Source organism: Clostridium malenominatum (assembly GCF_039521365.1).
GTDB classification, from domain to species: domain Bacteria; phylum Bacillota; class Clostridia; order Clostridiales; family Clostridiaceae; genus Clostridium_AW; species Clostridium_AW malenominatum.
On record NZ_BAAACF010000001.1, the window covers coordinates 1,911,554 to 1,931,631 of the forward strand.

Sequence of the window (20,078 nt, forward strand, 5' to 3'; positions counted from 1 at the left end):
ATTTTGTCATATTTCACTTTAAAATTATCGCAATATTCACCCTTTTTTTCGCAGTATATTCCCCTATTAAAAAAAAATTACCACCGAATTAATCGATGGTAATTTTTTTAATGCATCATTTTTCCTTCCCTCCAGATGCACCTTGACTCTTCATTATTTTCTTCATTCCTTCTGTAGCTTCTATCTTTCCATCATGCATAACCCATAAGGCCTCTACTCCTTCTACGCTTTCAACCAAAGCGCGGCTTTCTTTATAAGGCATTAAATAAACTGTAGTAGATAAAAAATCTGCTACTCCTGAATCTTCTGTCACCACTGTTACTGCTCTATAATACTCCCCTGGCATGAGAGTTTTAGGATCTATTAAATGATGAATAATTTTATTCTCTACAATATAATATCTCTGATAATCGCCACTGCTTACTACAGATGCATTATTAAGAAAAATAGTCTCTAAATTTTTCTCTTCTTCAGATACTATTGATCTATCTGGATTTTGTATTCCTACACCCCAACGCTCACGAACTCCGTCAAGAGGTTTTCCAAGGGCCCTTACATTACCTCCTGAACTTATAATTCCTGAGGTAAGCCCTGCAGCCATAATTTCTTTTGCTACTATTTCTGTTGCAAAACCCTTTGCTACCGCCCCTATATCTAAAGTCATTCTTTTATCTGAAAGAAAAACTGTGCTATTTTCAATATCAACTATTACTTTATTTATATCCGTATATTTCAAAGCTTCTTTTAAATCTTCTATAGGAGGTAATTTTGCATTTTCAGGAGTATCTCTACCCTCTTCACGATAATCGTGCCATATGCTAAGAACCGACCCCATAGCTATGTTAGTCCTTCCGCCTGTACGATTATACCAATCCTTTGCAAAAACAATAAGATCTATTATATCCTTATGAACCTTTACTGGTTTTACACCTGCATTATCATTTATTGTCTTTACATTATTTACTCCTTCATAATCATTATAAATATCATAAAGTTTGTGAAGCTCTTGAAATCTTGCATGAATTTTTTCCATATAAGAATTAAATTCCTCTTCACTTCTTGTGTAAGCTACTACTGTGGTTAAAGTGTCAAAGGTGTCGAAAAAACTATTTGTATATTTAGTGTATTCATTTTTAGGTGCTTTCTGACATCCTGAAAAAGGAAGTATTAAAAATAATATTATCATTAATGCACTTGTTATTTTTCTCATTGTTACCTCCTAGCATGTGTAATTAAAAATCCCCCACTTAAAGTGAGGGATTTGATATGTTTATATTTTATTACAATTATTTTGCGTTTGCAAGTGATTCTACAACAGCATTTCTGTAACCACCGATATCTATAGTAACTGTTGATGTTAATTCAGCTACATCTGGTACTTGAGTATGGTTATCATCAACTTTTTTAGTTTTTAAAGCTTTTATATCTTCTATTGATTTTCCAGCCATCCATTTTTCAAATTCAGCTGCTTGTTCAAACCACTCTTTTCCTATCTTTGAAGAACCCTTCATATTATACTTTTCTTTAAGTTCTTTCTTGGAAGCTACATCTGCAACAGTTTTGTCAGAAGTAACTTTACCTTCTTTGCTAAAGTTTACTTTTGTTTGAGCAACGTCTATTATAGTAGCAACTACTTTACCATCTTTATCAAATGCAGTTGCAGCTACAGTTGTATCAACTTGAGCTACTGGAAGAACTTCTTTACCGTTTTTGTCTACGCCAAGAGCTTTTGACTTAGCCATTGACACTTCATTACCAAGACCTACTTTTACTGCTCCTTCTTTAATTTCTACAGCATTTTTATATGCTTCTTCTAAAGCAGCTACATACCCACCAACATCTATAGTAACTGTTGATGTAAGTTCAGCTATATCTGGAACTTGAGTGTGACTATCGTCAACCTTTTTAACCTTCATTGCTTTAACTTCTTCTACAGTCTTACCAATCATCCATTTTTCTAATTCAGCAATTTGCTCATACCATTCTTTTCCGATTTTTGAAGAACCCTTCATTTTATAATCTTCTTTAAGCTCAACCTTAGTTTTGATTGGAGCTTTTACATCAGACTTAATTTTAAGATCTTTTTCATAGTTTACTTTTGTTTGTGCTGTATCAATAGTTACTTTAACTATTTTTCCATCTTTGTCAAAACCAGCTGCAACAATAACTGTGTCAACTTGTCCAACTGGTAAAACTTCTTTACCATTCTTGTCAACGCCTAAATCTTTTGATTTACCTATTGTTGTGATAAGTCCTAGACCTAGTTTTGCTATTCCAGCCTCATCTTTCTTAGTGTCTGTAACTGGCGCCTTTTCTCCTTCTTTTTTAGGTTCAGTTTTTGAACCACATCCAGCAAATAATGATAAGCTAAGCACAGTAGCTATTAAAATTGATAATGATTTTTTCATATTTACCCTCCATCCCTTCAATGAACAACTTTTTAATTTAAAATACAAGTATATTTTAACACATTGTTAATAAAGAAACAATACCATTTGAGTGATTTTTTTTAAATGCAAATATTTATTATTAAATAATGTTCAGTCTTACAATACATTAATATTAGACAAAAGAATTTTTTTAGCTTATTTTCGCTTACATTGTCTAAAATAAGCTAAAATTCGATTTTAAAAAATACGATTAAAAATAGAATTATAAATAAAATCAGCGATTTTACTCCAACATCAACCATAAATGTTAATATAAATTTTAACAATATTTCTTTACATTCATTATCTCAGTTTGACTTCTAATTTTAATAGACAGCCCTAAGTTCCGTAACCGAAGGACACCATAATGTAAAGATTGTTTTTTTAATATCCGTTTTAAATTTATTTTATATAAATTTTTATTACTAAAGTCATTTATTATTGAATAAAAGATAACACTTTTACTCATAACTATAATATATCTTTAAGATTACAGTTTAATCATTATAAGGAGGTTAATTTTATGAAGAAAATTTTATACTTATTAATATGCGTATTTGCTACCTTATCACTATTTGCATGCAATACCGCTGGAGGAAAAGTATATAAAGATGGTACTTATACAGTAAAAGGCGAACCTTGGCAGTTTGGTCAAGAGGAAGCAGTAGTAATTATTAAAAACGATAAAATTACAGATATAAACTTAAAAAGATTAGATAAAGAAGGAAAAGAACTTAATTACGATGATTGGACAGGACAAGAGAAAAACGGTAAAATATATCCTAACTTAAAACAATATAGACTAGATATGGCTAAGAAAATGATAGATAAACAAAGTTATGATGTAGATACTATTTCTGGGGCTACTGTTAGCTCAAAAAATTGGAAACTGGCAGTACAGAAAGCTTTAGATCAAGCTAAAAATAAATAATTTTTTAAAGTAAAAGGTGGCTAAAAATATTTTGCCACCTTTTACTTTAATTTCTTGCCAATAATTCTATTCAAATTCCTTAGTTCTATAATCGTAAGGATCTATTTTTTTCAGCATCATAAGCTCTTCTTTAGTAGGTTCTGGAGTATACTTTATTTCAGTGTAATTTAATTTGAATCCTGTATTCTCCTGAACTTCCTCCAAAGAAGATGTAGGATGTATGCTATCTAGCCATAGCTTGCCATCTCTAAATTCAAATACACATAGTGGAGTTACTATTTTCCATAGGTTTCCCCTAGTGGTTACAAAGTCTACCTTTTCTACAAAGGTTCTTTTGTCATGTTTAGTTCTCCAAATTATAGCCTTTTTTGCTGTAGGTATGAGCACCGCACTTCCCGCTCCACCTGGCAGCCTTATTTTAGGCTTGTTGTAATTACCTATAACAGAAGCATTTACATTTCCATTGACATCGAATTGAATTCCTCCTAGGAAGGCTACATCTAGTTCCCCTCTCATAGAAAGATCAAAAACCTCTGCTAATGGAAAGCTAGCTTCTGAAGTACTCCATAAATCTGCTCCTGCGGAGGAATAATAAGAATCCTTTATGGATTTTGGATTTACTCCTCCTGGAATATTTAAATGTACTAAGTTTGGGGCATGCATACTGCGAGCGAGCATCATAGCTACCATAGGCATGTGGGAAGATACTCCATGAAAGACCTTTTCTTCGTCCTTAAGCATTCTGCTTATGGCACAGGTCATTATATCACTAATTCTCATTATCTCATCCCCCTCCCAATAGTTTTTCTATCCTTGTTCTCATAACTATCAACATAGGTCTGTATTTCCTCAGGTTTTTTCATAGTTATAAATTTTGATAAAATAGTTTTATCAATGTCGTATTTTTTATAGCAAGAGCAAGGCGATGCTCCATTTGGCACATGAACTACTGCATGTACTAAAAAACCTGGTACATCCACTAACTCTGGATTGCTGCTCATCTTGCTAGATGGAACTATTTGCTCTGTAGTTACAATAACCTTTTTAGACGCCCTGCTTATAAGTACATCGTCAAATTTAGGTCCATATATTCTACAGTTACCAAACTCATCACATTCTTGAACATGAATTATTCCTATATCAGGAACTATAGCCTTAACTAAAGCTACAGGTTCTCCACCAAAAGGATCTTCTACCATTTTAAAATAGTCATTGTAGGTAAATAAATCACCATATTTTAAGCCTTTAACTGGCATAAAAGGAATTCCATAAGCTGCCGCTCTTAATGCACTTATTACAGTATAGCAAGCATGTTCATTCCCCTTAACTTTTCCACCTTCAACAGCTTTTCTATAATGAGTAGCTAATCCATATTCTGTTTCATAGCTTATAAACCCTGCATCCACACTTTCTGCACAATCCGTGGCGCATAAAAGATCCACTTCATGAGCCCCTGCAGTTTTTATTACCTTTAAATTCTTCTTACCCTTACGCACTAATTCTCTCGTAAATGCCATAGGTGCCCTATGAAGAACGTTTCCTCCAAAGGCAACGGTATCACCATTTTTAACTAAACTCGCTGCTTCTTGTAATGTTATTACTTTGTTTTTCATAATTTATTCCCTCCGTTATTTTGCCGCATTGCATGCTATATGCACTGCATCCCATACCCCTGCAAAAGGAGGAGCGTAACATAAGTCAGTCATTCCTAAATCTGATGTTGTCATATTGTTGTGAATAGCTATGGCAAACATATCTATTCTTAACACTGCACCCTTTTTACCTATAGCTTGAGCTCCAAGTATCCTTCCACTTCTTTCTTCATAAATTAATTTAATCCAAAGAGGTGTTGGATCTGGGTAATACGGTGGATGATCGAAGGCTTTAACAAATACCGTTTTATAGTCTATAGCTAAATCTATAGCTTCTTTTTCTGACAATCCTGTTCTACCTAATTCATAGTCTAAAACCTTTATTGCCGCACTACCTAAAGTCCCTACATACTTATTATGTTTGCCTAATATGTTTTCTCCAGCTATCCTTCCGCATTTATTTGCAGTTGTTCCAAGAGGTATAAATGCATTTTCCTCTTTTACTTTATGATAAACCTCTGCACAATCCCCTGCTGAATATATATCTGAAATATTAGTTCTCATTTCTCTATCTATTATAATAGCGCCGTTTCTTCCTAAAGCTATTCCTGAATCTTTTACAAAATCCGTAGCTGGTCTAACTCCTATCGCAAGCACTACTAAATCTGCTTCATAAGTACCTTTATCCGTTCTTACCCCTTTTACTTTATCGCTTCCAAGGATTTCTTCTACTTTTTCTGTTAAATTAAGTTTGATACCGCTTTGAACCATGATTTCTTCTACCATGTTTGTAATTTCTTCATCAAAAGGTTGTAATACTCTAGGCGCTAACTCTACAACTCTTACATCTTTACCTGTATGTTTTAGGGTTTCTGCTACCTCTATACCTATATATCCCCCTCCGACGATTACTACATTTTGTACGTCAGATGCCTCTACAGCTTTTTTAAGTATCATTCCATCTTCTAAAGTTTTTAAAACATAAACTCCCTTTAAATCCTTACCTTTTAGAGGAGGTACTATTGGAGTTGTTCCCGTAGAAATCATAAGTTTATCATAACTATCTATAAAAAGCTTTTTATTTTCTAAGTCTTTTACTAATACTTGCTTTTGTTCTGGTATTATTTTTACTACTTCATGTCTTAGGTTAGTTTTAATACCTGTCTTTTCAAATTCTTCTCTAGTTCTTGCAATCATTTTAGTATAGTCATCGTTTATTCCAGCTACGTAATATGGCAGACCACAAGCTCCATAAGATAAGAAGCTTCCTTTTTCATAAACCACTATTTCTGCATCTTTGTCCATTCTCTTTATTTTAGAAGCCGCTGACATTCCTGCCGCTACTCCTCCTATAACTATAACCTTCACCAGGTGCACCTCCTTATAGTTTTAAAATTCTCTCCTCTGCATCCTTCAATGCTTCTATTGGAGACATGCCATTAGAAAATGCCTTGCTTAGGTTATCATATAGCACTCCAAATTTATCTCCAGCATTATTAATTTTAGAAAGAGGTTTTGCATAGGTTTCTATAAGCTCTAAATGTATATCGTACCAATTATAAACCTCTCTATCCTTAAGGTAAGTAGATTTTCTTACAGGAGAACCCGCATATCCTCCAACATATCTGTCTACAGACTTTGAAGTAATATATCTTAAAAATCTGTTAGCCTCATCCATGTTTTTAGATTTAGCATTAATACCAAAGCTCCAGGTTACGTTCCATGAGGTCTTTAAAGCAGCAAAGCCTATATCTTCCCTGTCTAAACATTCCTCTCCTAAAACTACTCCTAGTTGTCCTCCCCAAGTTGTTATACATGCCACCTGCTTTTTCTGAAAGGCTTCTCTTACTCCATCATTCCCATAGTTTCCAGTATCAATAGGAGCAAAGGCTTTAAGGCTCATATATTTTTTCAACGCTTTTAGTCCTTGTAGGTTATTAAAGCTTGGGATGTTAAATTCATCTATTGCATCTACACCTTCATTTCTTAAATAAGGCAAGAAATCTAAGAATATTTCGCTAGGGTGAGCTTTAAGAGCTATTCCTCTCATGCCGTCTACACCATTGCACATAGCTGCCATATCTATTAGTTCATCTGTTGTAATAACCTTAGGCAGTTTTTTTCCTAAAAGTTTTTCTACTATAGATTTTCTATACAATACTATGTGTCCATCGCAAAAGGAAGGATATAGGAATTGAACATCATCTATTTCAATTTCTTTTCTTATTATAGGTAGTATATCTTCGTATTCATAATCATCACCGTAATTTTTATCTACAGGAGCTAAATACCCCTTGTCTACAAAGTCCTTTAACCAAAGATGTCCTGCCACCATAACTACATCGTATTCTTTCTTGCCTTCAAAGGCTTCCATCATAGATGAATAATAGTGTTCCCAGGGTACAATTTCAAAATCTACATCAAAATCCTCATTAAAATTAGACAGAATACCATAGTCTTCGCTTTTATAAACATAAACTGCTGGATCTGCCACTGCCAAAACCTTAAGAAACTTCTTCACCTTTTATCCTCCTAACCCATAACCTTTTAGTTATATTGCAGGTTCCTTATCTAATATTCCTACTACTATAGCATCCACAGGAGCTTCCCTATGAAGTGCATACTTTGTAGGCTCTCCTGTAGTTATTAATACTAGCTCCCCTATACCTGCACCAATTACATCTGCAGCAATAAAACATTCCTTGTCCTTGCCATAGAAGGGTTCTATTACTAAAAACTTCAAACCTTGAAGACTATCATATTTTCTTGAGGATACTACAGTACTAACAACTCTTCCAATAATCATAAGTAAACCTCCATATTATTTAAGTATTTCCATGATTTCCCCATTGCCAATAGAAAAAGCATTAGCTTCATCTGTATCTATATGCATATCTAGGGCGTAATCCTCTCTAACTCTTACAAATACATTATCAAATATTCCTCCACGGTCATTTAAGCATTTAACCATAACTTTTTGTCCATCTTTTACACCATATTCTACGGCATCCTTTGGGGTCATGTGAATATGCCTTTGAGCTACTATACATCCTTTTTCTAGTTGTAACGTAGCTTTAGGTCCTATTATAGTTAATCCTGGAGTTCCATCTACATTTCCGCTATCCCTTACTACAGGTTTAATTCCCAAAGTTCTTGCATCCGTTATACTTATTTCTATTTGGGTTTCTTTTCTCAAAGGTCCAAGTACTCTAACATTTTCTATCTTCCCTTTAGGCCCAACTAAGGTTACCTTTTCTTCTGCTGCAAATTGACCTGGCTGAGATATGTCCTTGACTCTGGTCAATTCATGACCAGAGCCAAATAACATTTCTAAATCTTCTTTTTTTAAATGGATATGCCTTGCAGAAATACTAACAGGGATTTTAGTTTTGTTTTGTTCTAGTGTCAATCCTTGAGCCAAAATCTCTTTTAACACTAATTCAGTTATATAGTTAACAGTTTCCTCTTTCTTTAGCATATTCATTATTCTTCACCACTTATTTTATCATTGGTAATATTTTTTCTATATCACCGTGAGGTCTTGCAATTACGTGAGAAGCTACTAATTCTCCCACCCTTTGAGCTGCCTCAACTCCTACTTCAACAGCTGCTTTTACAGCTCCAACATCGCCTTTTACTATTACAGTAACAAGTCCTGAGCCTATTTTCTCTGTTCCTACAACCTCTACATTTGCTGCTTTAAGCATTGCGTCTGCTGCCTCTATTGCTGCTGTTAATCCTCTTGTTTCAATTATTCCTAATGAACCGTTCATTATAAATTCCTCCCTTTATATTAAAAGTAATTATTTTATAGCTGGCAATATTTTCACTATATCATTGTGTGGTCTTGGTATAATGTGAGAAGCTACTAGCTCGCCTACTCTTTGAGCTGCTTCTATACCAACTTCTAAAGCTGCCTTTACAGCTCCAACTTCACCTTTAACGATTATAGTAACAAGTCCTGAGCCTATTTTTTCCGTTCCTACTATTTCAACTCCTGCTGCTTTAAGCATTGCATCTGCTGCCTCTATTGCTGCTGTAAGTCCTCTTGTTTCTATCATACCAATTGAATTCATTTCTTTTTCCTCCTTAATTTTTACCTTTTTTTGTTTTCTTTTTTACTTTTAAATCTTTTGTTTCAATTGTTTCTATAGCATCGTTATCTCTAACAATAAATTTCATTATTTCCTCATGAGGTCTTGATATAATAATTGCAGCCTTAAGATGTTCTTCTTCACATCCAAGTTTTGCCGCCTCTATTGCTGCTTCTACATTGCTAATGGAGCCACCAATTATTAAAGAAACTAGTCTTCCACCAAGTTTATTCTCACTAGCTAAAAGCTCTACCTCTGAGGTTTTACACATATTATCAACTAATTTTAAGGCTGTAGTAAAATATCTAACTTCAACTACTCCAATTGCCTCATATTTACTCATTTGTATCATCTCCACCTTGCTTCAATGAAACCTCATTTTTATTAAAGCTAAACAAAGGTTTTGCAATGGCATGTGCTGCAACTAACTCTCCTGTGCTTTGAGCTGCTTCCGAACCTATTTCTAAGGCAATTTTCACAGACTCAATATCTCCTTCAATTATTGTGGATACAAGGCCAGAGCCTATCTTTTCCATACGAACCACATCCACATAAGCCATTTTAACCATCATATCTGCTGCTCTAAGTGCAGCAGTGTATCCTATGGTTTCAATAATTCCCATAGATTTATGCATTGTTTTCACCTCAAAGCTTAACTATATTTATTTCTTTTTTACTTTTCCAACATTAAGAATATCTTGTAAATCCTCGTGGTAGGAAGGTATGCATGAAGTCAATATTTCTTCTTTAGGAATATATCCACTTGCTACCTCTCTAGCTACTTCTAAGGCTACGTTTACATCGCTTACACTTCCTATAAATTTAACTTGTACAACTACAGGTATGAAAGCTCCATCTCCCCCTTTGGGGTTATTACAATCCATAGCCATTATTTTTATATCAGCAGACTTACAAGCTTTATCCATAGCAGCTAAAGCTACACTATAACCTTGAACTTCTAAAAGACCCAATGCTTTTTTATTCATATTTTTCACCTATTATTTAAATTATTCTAAAGCCGCCTTCTGCAAGTACACATCTACGTTTTCTAGTGAAGTTTTTAGCAGAAGTTAATCCTTCTCCTGTAGGTCCTGCAATAGACATAGTGGTATATCCTTCTCCATCTGCCCCTACTCCCGCTAAGGAAGAAGCATTTTTCACAAAAATCGTTGTGCCAATTGCTTTAGCAAACTTAGTTAAATTATCTATATTTCTTGAATGCATCATAGCTGTATGCCTATTTCCGTGTTCTGCTTCTACAGCTAAATCTATAGCTTCATCTACATTCTTAACTCTTACTATAGGCATAACAGGCATCATTTGTTCTAACTGAACAAATGGATGATTAAAGTCTGCTTCAAAAATTAAAAGCTCTACTTTTTTATCTACTGTCACTCCCATTTTTTCTAAGAACAACTTAGCGTCTTTTCCTACCCATTCTTTTGCCACATGCCATTCTCTCTTATTATCAAGGGAACATCCTCTAGCAACGCTGTTTACATTTTCCTCTAATGCAAAACTCATAACCATTTCTAATTCCTTTTTAGATAGCATGTAAGCACCGTTGTTTAACATGTGAAATATTAAATCATCAGCTACTTTATCCACTACAAATACTTCTTTTTCCGCTATACAAAGTATGTTGTTATCAAAGGAAGCCCCTTTAATTATTTCTTTAGCTGCATGTTCTATATCTGCAGTTTCATCTACTATAACTGGAGGGTTGCCAGCTCCTGCTCCTATAGCTTTTTTACCAGACTGTAATAAAGTTTTTACTAATCCTGGCCCTCCTGTTCCTACAAGCATTCTTATTTTAGGATGGCTAGTTAGAAGACTTAACGTGTCCATAGTAGGGTCTTTAACCATATTGATTAAATTGGTTGGTCCACCTGCTTTTGATACGGTTTTATTTAAAAGTTCAACTACATTTGCGCAAGATTTTTTCGAAGAAGGGTGAACGTTAAATACTACTGAATTACCTGCTGCAATCATACCTATAGAATTACATATTATAGTTTCTATAGGGTTAGTAACAGGAGTAACAGCTCCAATAACTCCAAAAGGTCCTTGTTCTACTATAGTTAATCCGTTATCACCTGAGAAAGCTTCTGTTGTTAAATCCTCTGTACCTGGAGTCTTTGTTGCTGTTAACTCTAACTTTGCAACCTTGTGTTCATATCTTCCAAGCTTTGTTTCTTCATAAACCATTCTTCCAAGAGATTCTTTGTTATCTAGTACAACTTCTCTAATAGCCTTTATGATTCTTTCTCTGTCTTGCACATTATAATTTTTAGCAAAATTCTTTTGTGCTTTATCCGCAGCTTCAATAGCTTGTCCCATGTCTTCAAATACACCAGTTATACTATCCGTAGGGCTTGTATAAGCTGTGCTTTCAGCAGATATCTTGCTCCCGGCCATGTTAATTTCTTTTAAAGTTTCTATGTTTACATCACTAATCTTTGCTTCCTTGGTATTTTCTGTTTTAGAAATATTTTCAATTACCTGTTCTACTATACGTTGCAAATCCATTTCTGTTATATTCACCTTCAAGAGGTACACCTCCTATTTGCTTAAATTTCTTATAACTTGTTCTGTAACTTTAGCAATTATATCTCTCATAGCTCCATCTTTATCATTTAATTCTTCTTTTTCTTCTACCTTGCAAGGCGGAACTCCACCAGTCTTTATACCCATTTTTTCTCTTATCTTTAAAAGCTCACTAACTTGGTTGCAGCTTAACTCATTTGCTCTATTTATTATGTTACCAGTATACATAAGTATTAAAGCATAATGTTCAAGAGATTCCATTCTATACCAAGCTTCCATAACATCTTTTCCCCAAGTTAAAGCTCCATGATTAGCTAATAGCACTGCATTATAATCCCTACAATAAGGCGCTATAGAATCTGGCACTTCTTGACTACCTGGTGTTGCATAAGGTGCTACTGGCACATTTCCAAGCAATACTACCGCTTCTGGCAAAACAGCTTTATCCAACTGAATTCCTGCTATAGCAAATGATGTAGCCACTGGTGGGTGAGCATGCACAACTCCATTTACCTCAGGATTTTCATTATATACTCTAAGGTGCATTTTCACCTCTGAAGAAGGCTTATTTTTACCAGAAATTATATTGCCTTTTAAATCCATTTTAACAAGCATATCTGGAGTCATAAATCCTTTACTCACACCTGTAGGAGTACACCATATAGCATTGGGTCCGCACTTTGCAGAAATATTCCCATCGTTAGCTGCTACAAAATTTCTACTGTACATTCTTCTTCCTATTTCACATATCATATTTTTTGCTTCAAAATCAGAATAATATTTGCCTTTTAACAATTCATATCCTCCTCTCATAATTCAACTTCAATCAATATAAAACTCGAATAAACCAAATTTTTCACATTATTTTCTCTTTTCTATAATATTATTTTCCTACTTTATATTGTATTTGTCAATATTTTTTGGGTTTTAATTTGGTTTGTTTTTGATTTATCTTTATTTTTAGGATAATTCCCAAAAACCCCAACCTAATATTTGCTAATATTCAGGCGCAATGTTATAATAAAGTAAAGAAAATAAAGGTATAAAGGTGATATAGCATGCTACCAATTGCAAGAAGAAATAAAATTAAAGAAATAATAACAGAAAAAAAGAGTGTTATTGTATCGGAATTAGCCAAAAATTTCAAGGTAACAGAAGAAACCATAAGAAAAGACCTGCAACAATTAGAAGAAGAAGGGCTTTTAACTCGTACCTACGGCGGTGCATATATCTCTGATGGAGTTGAAAATGATGTTGATATCAATTTAAGAGAGCATATATATATTGAAGGAAAACAAAAAATTGCTCAAATGTGTATCAACTACATCAACAACGGCGACTCAATCTTCTTAGATGCATCTACCACTTCTTTATATATAGCTTCAAACCTAAAAGAAAAAAGGTTAACTGTTACCACTAACTCAATCAAAATAATGAACCTCTTAGCTGACAATCCTAATATAAAGCTAATCATTATAGGCGGAAGAGTAGAACATCCTTCAATGTCTGCCTTAGGTAGAAACGCAGAGTTCAATATAAACAACTACTTTTTCGATGCCGCATTCATATCCTGTCGAGCTATAAATATACTTCATGGAATTACAGATTCCAATGAACAACAAGCAGAAATACGTAAAATAGCTATAAATCACTCAAATCACACCTACTTAGTTGCGGATTATACAAAATTTGATCGAACAGCCTTTACTAAAATTTGTGATTTTGATGTTATAGACACACTAATAGTTGATAAACCACTTTCTCAAGAATGGGAAAATTACTTAAAAAACTTCGAAACCAAACTCATTGAATGTGATTAATTAGTTTTTAGTTGATAGTTTTTTAATTAATAGTTATAGATAGAATTTTGCATTACAAAATTCTTAAACTAGTAAACTTAAAATTCCTATGGAACTTTCCTATTAAAGAAATTCCATAGGAATTTTTTCCTTAACTAAATAACTAGCAAACTAAAAAAGTTTTGAAAGACTTTCGTTATATGGTGGATAAGCTATGCCCTTTTCTGTAATTATAGCTGAAATTAATTTATTATCCGTTACATCAAAGCAAGGATTATAAACCTTAACCCCTTGTGGTGCCATTGGCTTTTCGTACCACTTTGAAGTCACTTCTTCATCTGGTCTTAATTCTATATGAATATCATCTCCATGGGCACATTTCAAATCAATAGTTGATAACGGTGCACATACATAAAAAGGTATGCCATAATGTTTAGCTAAAATAGCTACTCCTGAAGTTCCTATTTTATTTGCCGTATCTCCATTTGCTGCTACTCTATCACAACCTACTAAAACCGCTCCAATTTTTCCTTCTTTCATAACTATAGAAGCCATATTATCACAAATTAAAGCCACATCTACTCCAGCTTCTTTTAGCTCCCAAGCAGTTAATCTTGCTCCTTGAAGTAGTGGTCTTGTTTCATCTGCATATACCTTAAAATTAACTCCTCTTTCTTTACCAAGATAAATTGGCGCTAGAGCTGTACCATATTTAGCTGTGGCTATAGCCCCTGCATTGCAGTGAGTGAGTATTCCCATACCATCTTTTAATAAAGATAGAGCATATTCCCCTATAGTTTCACAAACCTTAGCATCTTCTTCTCTAATTGTTTCAGCTTCATCTTTTAAAGCATTCTTAACTTCAACAGGAGTTTTTCCTTTTTCCTTTAAAATTCTTGTTTCCATTCTGTCAAGAGCCCAGAATAGATTTACTGCTGTAGGTCTTGAGGATGCTAAATATTCTTTAACCTTCTTAAAGTCTTCATATAACTCATCATAAGTTTCAGCTTTTGACTCCTTTGTTCCTAGATAAGCTCCGTATCCCGCTGCTATACCAATAGCAGGAGCTCCTCTTACTCTTAAGGAATATATAGCTTCCCATATTTGATTTTGACTTGTTAGTCTTAAAAAAATCTTTTCATTAGGGAGTAACGTTTGGTCTAAAATTACTAGTGTACTATTTTCATCATCTAATATTACAGATTGTATAGCCTGATTTTCCATAAATTTCACCTTACCTTTTACACTCTTCTATTAACTCTAAATAGCTATCACCATTTAACATAACTTCTCTGTTCATAATAAGCTTCTTTCCAACTACCAAACAGAATTTTTCTGCTTCGGTTCTCTTTTCTTTATCCTCTATAGAAGTAATGTCTTTTACGTGAGCTAATCCTAAAATTCTTCTACAAAGCTCTAATCCCGCAACTCCAGCAGTGTCCCTTAATATGCTATTTAAGTAATATTCTTTAAAACCTTCATATTTAGCTACTTTTTCTGTAGCCTTTTCATGGAACAACTTATTGAACTTTTCTTTAAACATATCCACAACATCTTTAATAGCGGATTTAGTCCAGTTTATATAATTTTCCTTTTCCGCTCCCTCTTCCATGGTAGCTTGTCCACTTACCATTGCAAAAATAAGATGAGCTACTACATTTCCTACGTCATATCCCGCCGGTCCATAAAAAGCGAACTCTGGATCTATAACTTTAGTGGAGTCTTCTTTTATAAATACAGAACCACTGTGTAAATCTCCATGAACTAAACTTTGAGCGTTATTCATAAATTCAAATTTTAATTTTGCTGTTTCTAGAATAAACTTCTTATCATCCCATAGCAATTCCTTAGCTAGTGGTTTTGTAGCTTCAAATATATCATTTCTTGGGCAGTCAAAGAAAGGTTCTGTGTATACTAAATCCTCAGATATTTCGCAAAGTTCTGGATTTATAAAGCTTTTAACAGATTCCTTTTTTTCTTTATGACCCATAACTACATCAGTAGTAAGCAATAAAGTATTAACCATGTAAGTAGTTATATGATCTGCAAACAAAGGAAAACTTTTATGCTTTAAAAGAGCTGTTCTTAATATTTCATGGTCAGACAAATCCTCCATTGCACAGCAGTTCATTATTGGATCATAATGATATACTTCTGGAACTAGTCCAGGAGCTAGGGAATATTGTAATTTTAAAATTTCACTTTCTATTCTATTTCTATCTGGTGATAGTTTAAATTCATCAGAAATTCTAGCCACAGGACCCGCTTGTTTTACAATTACAGATTTATTGTTCTTTTTATCTATAACTCTAAAAACATAATTTAGATTTCCATCTCCAATTTCTTTACAAGTTAATTCCGCATCTTCTTGGAAAAACTTCAATACGGTTTTTGAATACTCTATAGCTTCTTCTTCCTTCATAGTAAAATATTCTTTGGTAAAATCTATTTTTGACATAATTTCATCCTCCTATCACTATCGTTTTTTATAATAAGTCAATGCAAGAGCAAAGGCTAATACTGTTCCTTTTACAATATCCATTGCATAATAAGGAACTGAAAGCATTACTAATCCATTTTGTAATATACCTATTAAAACCGCCCCTACTAAAGTTCCTATAGCATTAGCCTTTCCAGAACCACCTACAGAAAAACCTATATAAGCAGCAGCCACAGCATCCATTAAATAAGGTGCTCCAGCATTTATTTCCGCAGTCATTACACGAGAACCTAAAATTATTCCTCCAATAGCTGCAAATAGTGCGGATAAAAGATATGCTATCACTCTATATTTAGTAACAGGTATACCAGATAATCTAGCAGCCTCCATATTTCCACCAATAATATACATATATCTTCCGTGTTTTGTATAAGTAAGGAATATATGCACTACTAAAACCACAACTAGCATTATGATTATTATCCAAGGAACCTTACCAAGCTGTGCAAATAATGGACTTATTTTTCCTGGTGCTGTTTCTCCATTTGCCATTACCATGTTTTGTGATATAACAGCTCCTTTAGTATAAGTTAATGCTACTCCTTGAAATATAAACATAGTAGCAAGAGTCATAAGCATATCTTGGACCTTTACCTTTACTATCATAAAAGCATTTATAGCTCCTGCAACTAAAGACGCAAGTAGCGCCACTAATATAGAAACAAAAGCATTTTGTTCATGCCACACAAACATTGAAATAACTATAGCTACGGAAATAGAAGCTACAGAACCTACAGAAAGATCAAATCCTCCAACAGATAATGAAATGGTTATACCAATAGCTATAATTGTTACTATAGATATGGAACGTAAAATATTTATTATATTACTTTGAGTTAAAAACCTTGGGGAAGCTATGCTAAAAAATATTAAAAGCAATACAATAGTTAATAAAGTTCCGTATTTATATAAAAAATCGAATAAACTAAAACCGTTATTTTTCTTAGCTTTATTTTCCACTATTATTTCCTCCTGTAGAATAATATAGTATTTCTTCTTCATTAGTATCAGATGTTTTAAGTTCTTTAACTATTTTTCCGTCATACATTAAGTATACCCTATCTGTAATACCTAAAATTTCCGAAAGTTCACAAGAAGCATATATTACCGCTTTTCCTGATTTTGCCAAACTGTATATGAGTTCAAAAATATCTTTCTTTGCTCCTACATCTACACCCTTAGTAGGCTCGTCAAATATATATAGTTCTGAATCTGTTACTAACCACTTTCCTATAGCTACCTTCTGTTGATTTCCACCAGATAGATTTTGAACCTTAGCTTCGTGGCTAGGAGTCTTAATTCCTAAACTTCCTATCATATCTTTAGCTACTTTCTTCTCTTTTGAAAAATTTAAAAATTTACTCGCATTACAAAATTTATCAAGATTTGAAACACTTATATTTATAGCAACGGATTCACTAACCAATATCCCTTCTTTTCTTCGCTCTTCTGGCACAAGTGCTATGCCCTGTTTTACCGCTTCATGAGGACTTTTAATAGAAAGCACTTTATCATTAAGTATTCTTTCACCAGTCACATTAGGTGTTGCCCCAAAAATAGCCTTACACAGTTCTGTTTTACCTGCTCCTACCAAACCAGATATACCAACTATTTCCCCTGCATTTACATGAAAGGAAACCTCTGACACCATCTCACCATCACTTAAATTTTTCACTTCAAAAAGTTTTTCACCAATAACATTTTCCTTTTGGGGAAACTGTTCGTCCATTTTTCTTCCTAACATATATTCTACTATTTCATTTGGAGTGGTTTTACTTATATCTTTTTTAACTACAAATTCTCCATCCCTCATTACTGTGATTTCATCACAAATTTCGAAAAGTTCTGGCAATCTGTGTGATATAAATATTACTCCTACATTTTTCTTTTTTAGATCCTTTACAATTCTAAAAAGTTCCTCTGTTTCAGCACTACTAAGTGGTGCTGTAGGTTCATCTAATATTAGAAACTTACAATCTTTTGAGATTGCTCTTGCAATAAGAACCATTTGTTTTTCTGCTAAGCTTAGTTCACTTACAAGTTTTTTAGAAGATATCTTTACATTCATATTATCTAAAATTTCTTGAGATTTTTTATAAATCTCTCTCCAATTTACTATAGAGCTCTTATCATCAGATTCTATCATATGGTTTAACATAATATTTTCAGCTACAGTTAAATAATGAATAAGTGCAGTATCTACCTCTTGATATACTATTTGAACCCCATATTCTTTAGATTCTTTAGGAGATCTAATAGTAGCCTTTTCATCATTAAAATATATCTCTCCTGTATAGTGGTTATAAGCACCAGACAATACCTTCATCAATGTGGATTTTCCCGCTCCATTAGCTCCTATTAAGGCATGGGATACTCCAGTTTCAGTTGTAAAATCAACATTTTTCAATGCCTTGACTCCTGGAAATTCAATAGAAATATTTTTCATGTCCAATGTTATCTTTTGCATTAAATCTATCCACCTCACCCTACCCTAAAATATTTACAGAGAGAACACATAAACCATGTGTTCTCTTGTATGGTAGTTATAATTATTTTTTAAACATTTCTTTTAATTCAGTCATCCAAGCTTCTTGGAATGCATCTGATTTACCCCAGCCTGGTACTACTTCAGAAAGGTTGTCCATATTAACTGCTTTTCCTGCTTTCTTTAATTGCTCTTGAGTTATTAGACTAGCTTCCATTTTATGAGTTTGTGGAGTTTCTTCTCCTGCTATTTTCTTAGCTAAAATTCTAAGATTTACAGCACCTATAAGCTTAGGATCTACCGCAGCAGTAGCTACCCATGGGCTTCCTTCTTCTTGCATTAACTGAATATCTGCATTGGAAATATCTATACCAACGATTTTAACATCTGTTCTATTAGCTTCTTTAACCGCACGAGCTGCTCCTATAGCAAAAGCATCCCACGTAGCAAAAATTGCATCTAAGTTTCCTTTCGGATATTTTGTAAGCATTGCTGAAACTGCATTTTGTGTTTGAACAGAAGTATCCGCTGCTGCCACACCAAATCTATCTAATTCTTTTATACCAGTATTATCTTTTAAAAATTGAGTATATACTTTATTTCTGCTTACCATTGGTGGGAATCCATCAACCCAAAGATATGCTAATTTACTTTGTCCATTGGTTACTTTCTTTAACTCATCTAAAGCTAATTTAGCTAAAGATTCATCATCCTGAGAAGTCATAGTAACTCCCTTTATGTTTTGTATGTCTGAGTTAGAGTCGAAGGTTACCACTGGTATACCTTTTTCAGTTAATTTTTTTACATCTTCTATGGTAGCTGCATCGTCACCATGAGAAATAATTACTCCATCATACCCTTTTTCCATAGCCTGACTTATAGCGTCGTGGAACTTTGCTGTATCTCCATTAGCGGTAAAGGTATCTACTTTAAATCCCATAGATTCCCCTTCTTTTTTAGCTCCTGCTAAATACTGAGCAGTATGGTCGTCTCCCCCTATTTTACGGATAACCATAATTTTTATACCATCAGAATCCTTAGCTATCTTTTCTGGGATATTCTTTGAGTATTCTACCTTTTTACTGTCTGCATCTACTTTCTTGTCTGATTTACTTCCACATCCTGTAAGTCCAGTTACTAACGTCATAGTAATTGCTAGAGTAAGAGTTAAAAACTTTTTATTCATACGTGATCCCCCTTAAAAATAATGATTTTAAAAGTTTAATAATACTAAAATTAACTTCTCAACTCGTTATAAAATATACACCCCCACTCAACTTCCCAAACGTTTACAATAGGTTCTCAAAAACAAACCAAAACATTCTAGTAAGAAACCAAATTTTTAACTATATATTAACATAAGATTTTGACACTTTCAATGCTTTTTTGATTTTAATTTGTTTATAATTGGTTTTATCTTTATTTCCTTTTATTGTTGCAATGTTTCAATATATCTTCTGCTACCTATTTACTCCTACACTGCATAAATTTCATTGACAATAGTTAATTTTTATAGTAGTATAGTTTAAAACTTAATAAAATATCTATCAAGAGCGGTGGAGGGACTGGCCCTATGAAACCCAGCAACCTGTTAATATAAGGTGCTAAATCCAGCAGCCAAAGGCTGAAAGATAGAAGTAACGTGAAATTAACCTCTTCTATTTTAGAAGAGGTTTTTTAATTTTATAAATAAAAGGGGCG

The 20,078-nt window shown here is 33.5% G+C and carries 22 protein-coding genes and 1 riboswitch; of the genes, 2 read left to right on the forward strand and 20 right to left on the reverse strand.

Annotated features, from left to right (window positions below; all coding sequences use genetic code 11):
• Window positions 1-115: 115 nt before the first annotated feature.
• Both ABDZ69_RS09700 and ABDZ69_RS09705 read right to left on the reverse strand, forming a co-directional pair.
• Window positions 116-1,210 (reverse strand): FAD:protein FMN transferase, encoded by a 1,095-nt coding sequence (locus ABDZ69_RS09700; RefSeq protein WP_343769151.1) that lies wholly within the window; start codon window positions 1,208-1,210, stop codon window positions 116-118.
• A 76-nt stretch (window positions 1,211-1,286) separates the two neighbouring features.
• On the reverse strand, window positions 1,287-2,408 hold the full coding sequence (locus ABDZ69_RS09705; RefSeq protein WP_343769153.1) for a hypothetical protein: 1,122 nt from the start codon (window positions 2,406-2,408) through the stop codon (window positions 1,287-1,289).
• A 544-nt stretch (window positions 2,409-2,952) separates the two neighbouring features.
• Here ABDZ69_RS09705 and ABDZ69_RS09710 point away from each other — a divergent pair.
• Window positions 2,953-3,360, forward strand: a complete 408-nt coding sequence (locus tag ABDZ69_RS09710) for an FMN-binding protein (RefSeq protein WP_343769155.1) — start codon at window positions 2,953-2,955, stop codon at window positions 3,358-3,360.
• 66 nt (window positions 3,361-3,426) lie between these two features.
• Here the strand turns inward: ABDZ69_RS09710 and ABDZ69_RS09715 are convergent, their stop codons facing one another.
• The 13 genes from ABDZ69_RS09715 to ABDZ69_RS09775 are packed head-to-tail and all read right to left on the reverse strand — an operon-like array spanning window position 3,427 to window position 12,388.
• Window positions 3,427-4,140 carry a CoA-transferase subunit beta gene (locus ABDZ69_RS09715; RefSeq protein ID WP_343769157.1) on the reverse strand — a complete coding sequence of 238 codons (714 nt, stop codon included), beginning with the start codon at window positions 4,138-4,140 and terminating at the stop codon, window positions 3,427-3,429.
• The gene (locus tag ABDZ69_RS09720) at window positions 4,140-4,973 is read right to left on the reverse strand and encodes a CoA transferase subunit A (protein WP_343769158.1); all 834 of its coding nucleotides are present in this window, start codon (window positions 4,971-4,973) and stop codon (window positions 4,140-4,142) included. Before ABDZ69_RS09720 ends, ABDZ69_RS09715 begins: the two co-directional genes overlap by 1 nt.
• 15 nt (window positions 4,974-4,988) lie before the next feature.
• Window positions 4,989-6,320 (reverse strand): CoA-disulfide reductase, encoded by a 1,332-nt coding sequence (locus ABDZ69_RS09725; protein ID WP_343769160.1) that lies wholly within the window; start codon window positions 6,318-6,320, stop codon window positions 4,989-4,991.
• A 13-nt stretch (window positions 6,321-6,333) separates the two neighbouring features.
• Window positions 6,334-7,473, reverse strand: coding sequence for an ABC transporter substrate-binding protein (locus tag ABDZ69_RS09730; RefSeq protein ID WP_343769161.1), 1,140 nt, complete (start codon window positions 7,471-7,473; stop codon window positions 6,334-6,336).
• Between the two features lie 30 nt (window positions 7,474-7,503).
• Entirely contained in the window at window positions 7,504-7,758 is a 255-nt protein-coding gene (locus ABDZ69_RS09735) for a EutN/CcmL family microcompartment protein (RefSeq protein ID WP_343769163.1), read from the reverse strand.
• Window positions 7,759-7,773: 15 nt separating this feature from the next.
• Window positions 7,774-8,436 carry a phosphate propanoyltransferase gene (locus ABDZ69_RS09740; protein ID WP_343769165.1) on the reverse strand — a complete coding sequence of 221 codons (663 nt, stop codon included), beginning with the start codon at window positions 8,434-8,436 and terminating at the stop codon, window positions 7,774-7,776.
• A gap of 13 nt (window positions 8,437-8,449) precedes the next feature.
• A complete protein-coding gene (locus tag ABDZ69_RS09745; RefSeq protein WP_425544633.1) occupies window positions 8,450-8,725 on the reverse strand; it encodes a BMC domain-containing protein in 276 nt (91 codons plus the stop codon).
• A 30-nt stretch (window positions 8,726-8,755) separates the two neighbouring features.
• Entirely contained in the window at window positions 8,756-9,028 is a 273-nt protein-coding gene (locus tag ABDZ69_RS09750; RefSeq protein ID WP_343769167.1) for a BMC domain-containing protein, read from the reverse strand.
• A 13-nt stretch (window positions 9,029-9,041) separates the two neighbouring features.
• Entirely contained in the window at window positions 9,042-9,389 is a 348-nt protein-coding gene (locus tag ABDZ69_RS09755) for a BMC domain-containing protein (protein ID WP_343769168.1), read from the reverse strand.
• On the reverse strand, window positions 9,382-9,681 hold the full coding sequence (locus ABDZ69_RS09760; protein WP_343769170.1) for a BMC domain-containing protein: 300 nt from the start codon (window positions 9,679-9,681) through the stop codon (window positions 9,382-9,384). The genes ABDZ69_RS09755 and ABDZ69_RS09760 overlap by 8 nt, the downstream gene beginning before the upstream one ends.
• A gap of 27 nt (window positions 9,682-9,708) precedes the next feature.
• Complete coding sequence (locus tag ABDZ69_RS09765) at window positions 9,709-10,032, reverse strand: BMC domain-containing protein (protein WP_343769171.1); 324 nt, start codon at window positions 10,030-10,032, stop codon at window positions 9,709-9,711.
• Window positions 10,033-10,048: 16 nt separating this feature from the next.
• Window positions 10,049-11,575, reverse strand: coding sequence for an aldehyde dehydrogenase family protein (locus ABDZ69_RS09770; protein WP_425544649.1), 1,527 nt, complete (start codon window positions 11,573-11,575; stop codon window positions 10,049-10,051).
• 33 nt (window positions 11,576-11,608) lie between these two features.
• On the reverse strand, window positions 11,609-12,388 hold the full coding sequence (locus ABDZ69_RS09775) for a class II aldolase/adducin family protein (RefSeq protein WP_343769173.1): 780 nt from the start codon (window positions 12,386-12,388) through the stop codon (window positions 11,609-11,611).
• Window positions 12,389-12,651: 263 nt separating this feature from the next.
• On the opposite strand from ABDZ69_RS09775, the gene ABDZ69_RS09780 reads away from it, so the two are divergent.
• Window positions 12,652-13,413, forward strand: a complete 762-nt coding sequence (locus ABDZ69_RS09780) for a DeoR/GlpR family DNA-binding transcription regulator (protein ID WP_343769175.1) — start codon at window positions 12,652-12,654, stop codon at window positions 13,411-13,413.
• Window positions 13,414-13,563: 150 nt separating this feature from the next.
• Here ABDZ69_RS09780 and mtnA read toward each other — a convergent pair whose 3' ends face one another.
• The 5 genes from mtnA to ABDZ69_RS09805 form a co-directional block, all read right to left on the reverse strand.
• Complete coding sequence (gene mtnA / locus ABDZ69_RS09785) at window positions 13,564-14,616, reverse strand: S-methyl-5-thioribose-1-phosphate isomerase (RefSeq protein ID WP_343769177.1); 1,053 nt, start codon at window positions 14,614-14,616, stop codon at window positions 13,564-13,566.
• Between the two features lie 10 nt (window positions 14,617-14,626).
• Window positions 14,627-15,850, reverse strand: coding sequence for an S-methyl-5-thioribose kinase (gene mtnK / locus ABDZ69_RS09790; RefSeq protein ID WP_343769179.1), 1,224 nt, complete (start codon window positions 15,848-15,850; stop codon window positions 14,627-14,629).
• Between the two features lie 18 nt (window positions 15,851-15,868).
• The gene (locus tag ABDZ69_RS09795; protein WP_343769181.1) at window positions 15,869-16,852 is read right to left on the reverse strand and encodes an ABC transporter permease; all 984 of its coding nucleotides are present in this window, start codon (window positions 16,850-16,852) and stop codon (window positions 15,869-15,871) included.
• On the reverse strand, window positions 16,842-18,359 hold the full coding sequence (locus tag ABDZ69_RS09800) for a sugar ABC transporter ATP-binding protein (RefSeq protein ID WP_343769183.1): 1,518 nt from the start codon (window positions 18,357-18,359) through the stop codon (window positions 16,842-16,844). Before ABDZ69_RS09800 ends, ABDZ69_RS09795 begins: the two co-directional genes overlap by 11 nt.
• Before the next feature lie 82 nt (window positions 18,360-18,441).
• Window positions 18,442-19,563 carry a sugar ABC transporter substrate-binding protein gene (locus ABDZ69_RS09805; RefSeq protein WP_343769185.1) on the reverse strand — a complete coding sequence of 374 codons (1,122 nt, stop codon included), beginning with the start codon at window positions 19,561-19,563 and terminating at the stop codon, window positions 18,442-18,444.
• Between the two features lie 355 nt (window positions 19,564-19,918).
• A riboswitch (SAM riboswitch) is annotated at window positions 19,919-20,015 on the forward strand.
• Window positions 20,016-20,078 lie beyond the last annotated feature (63 nt).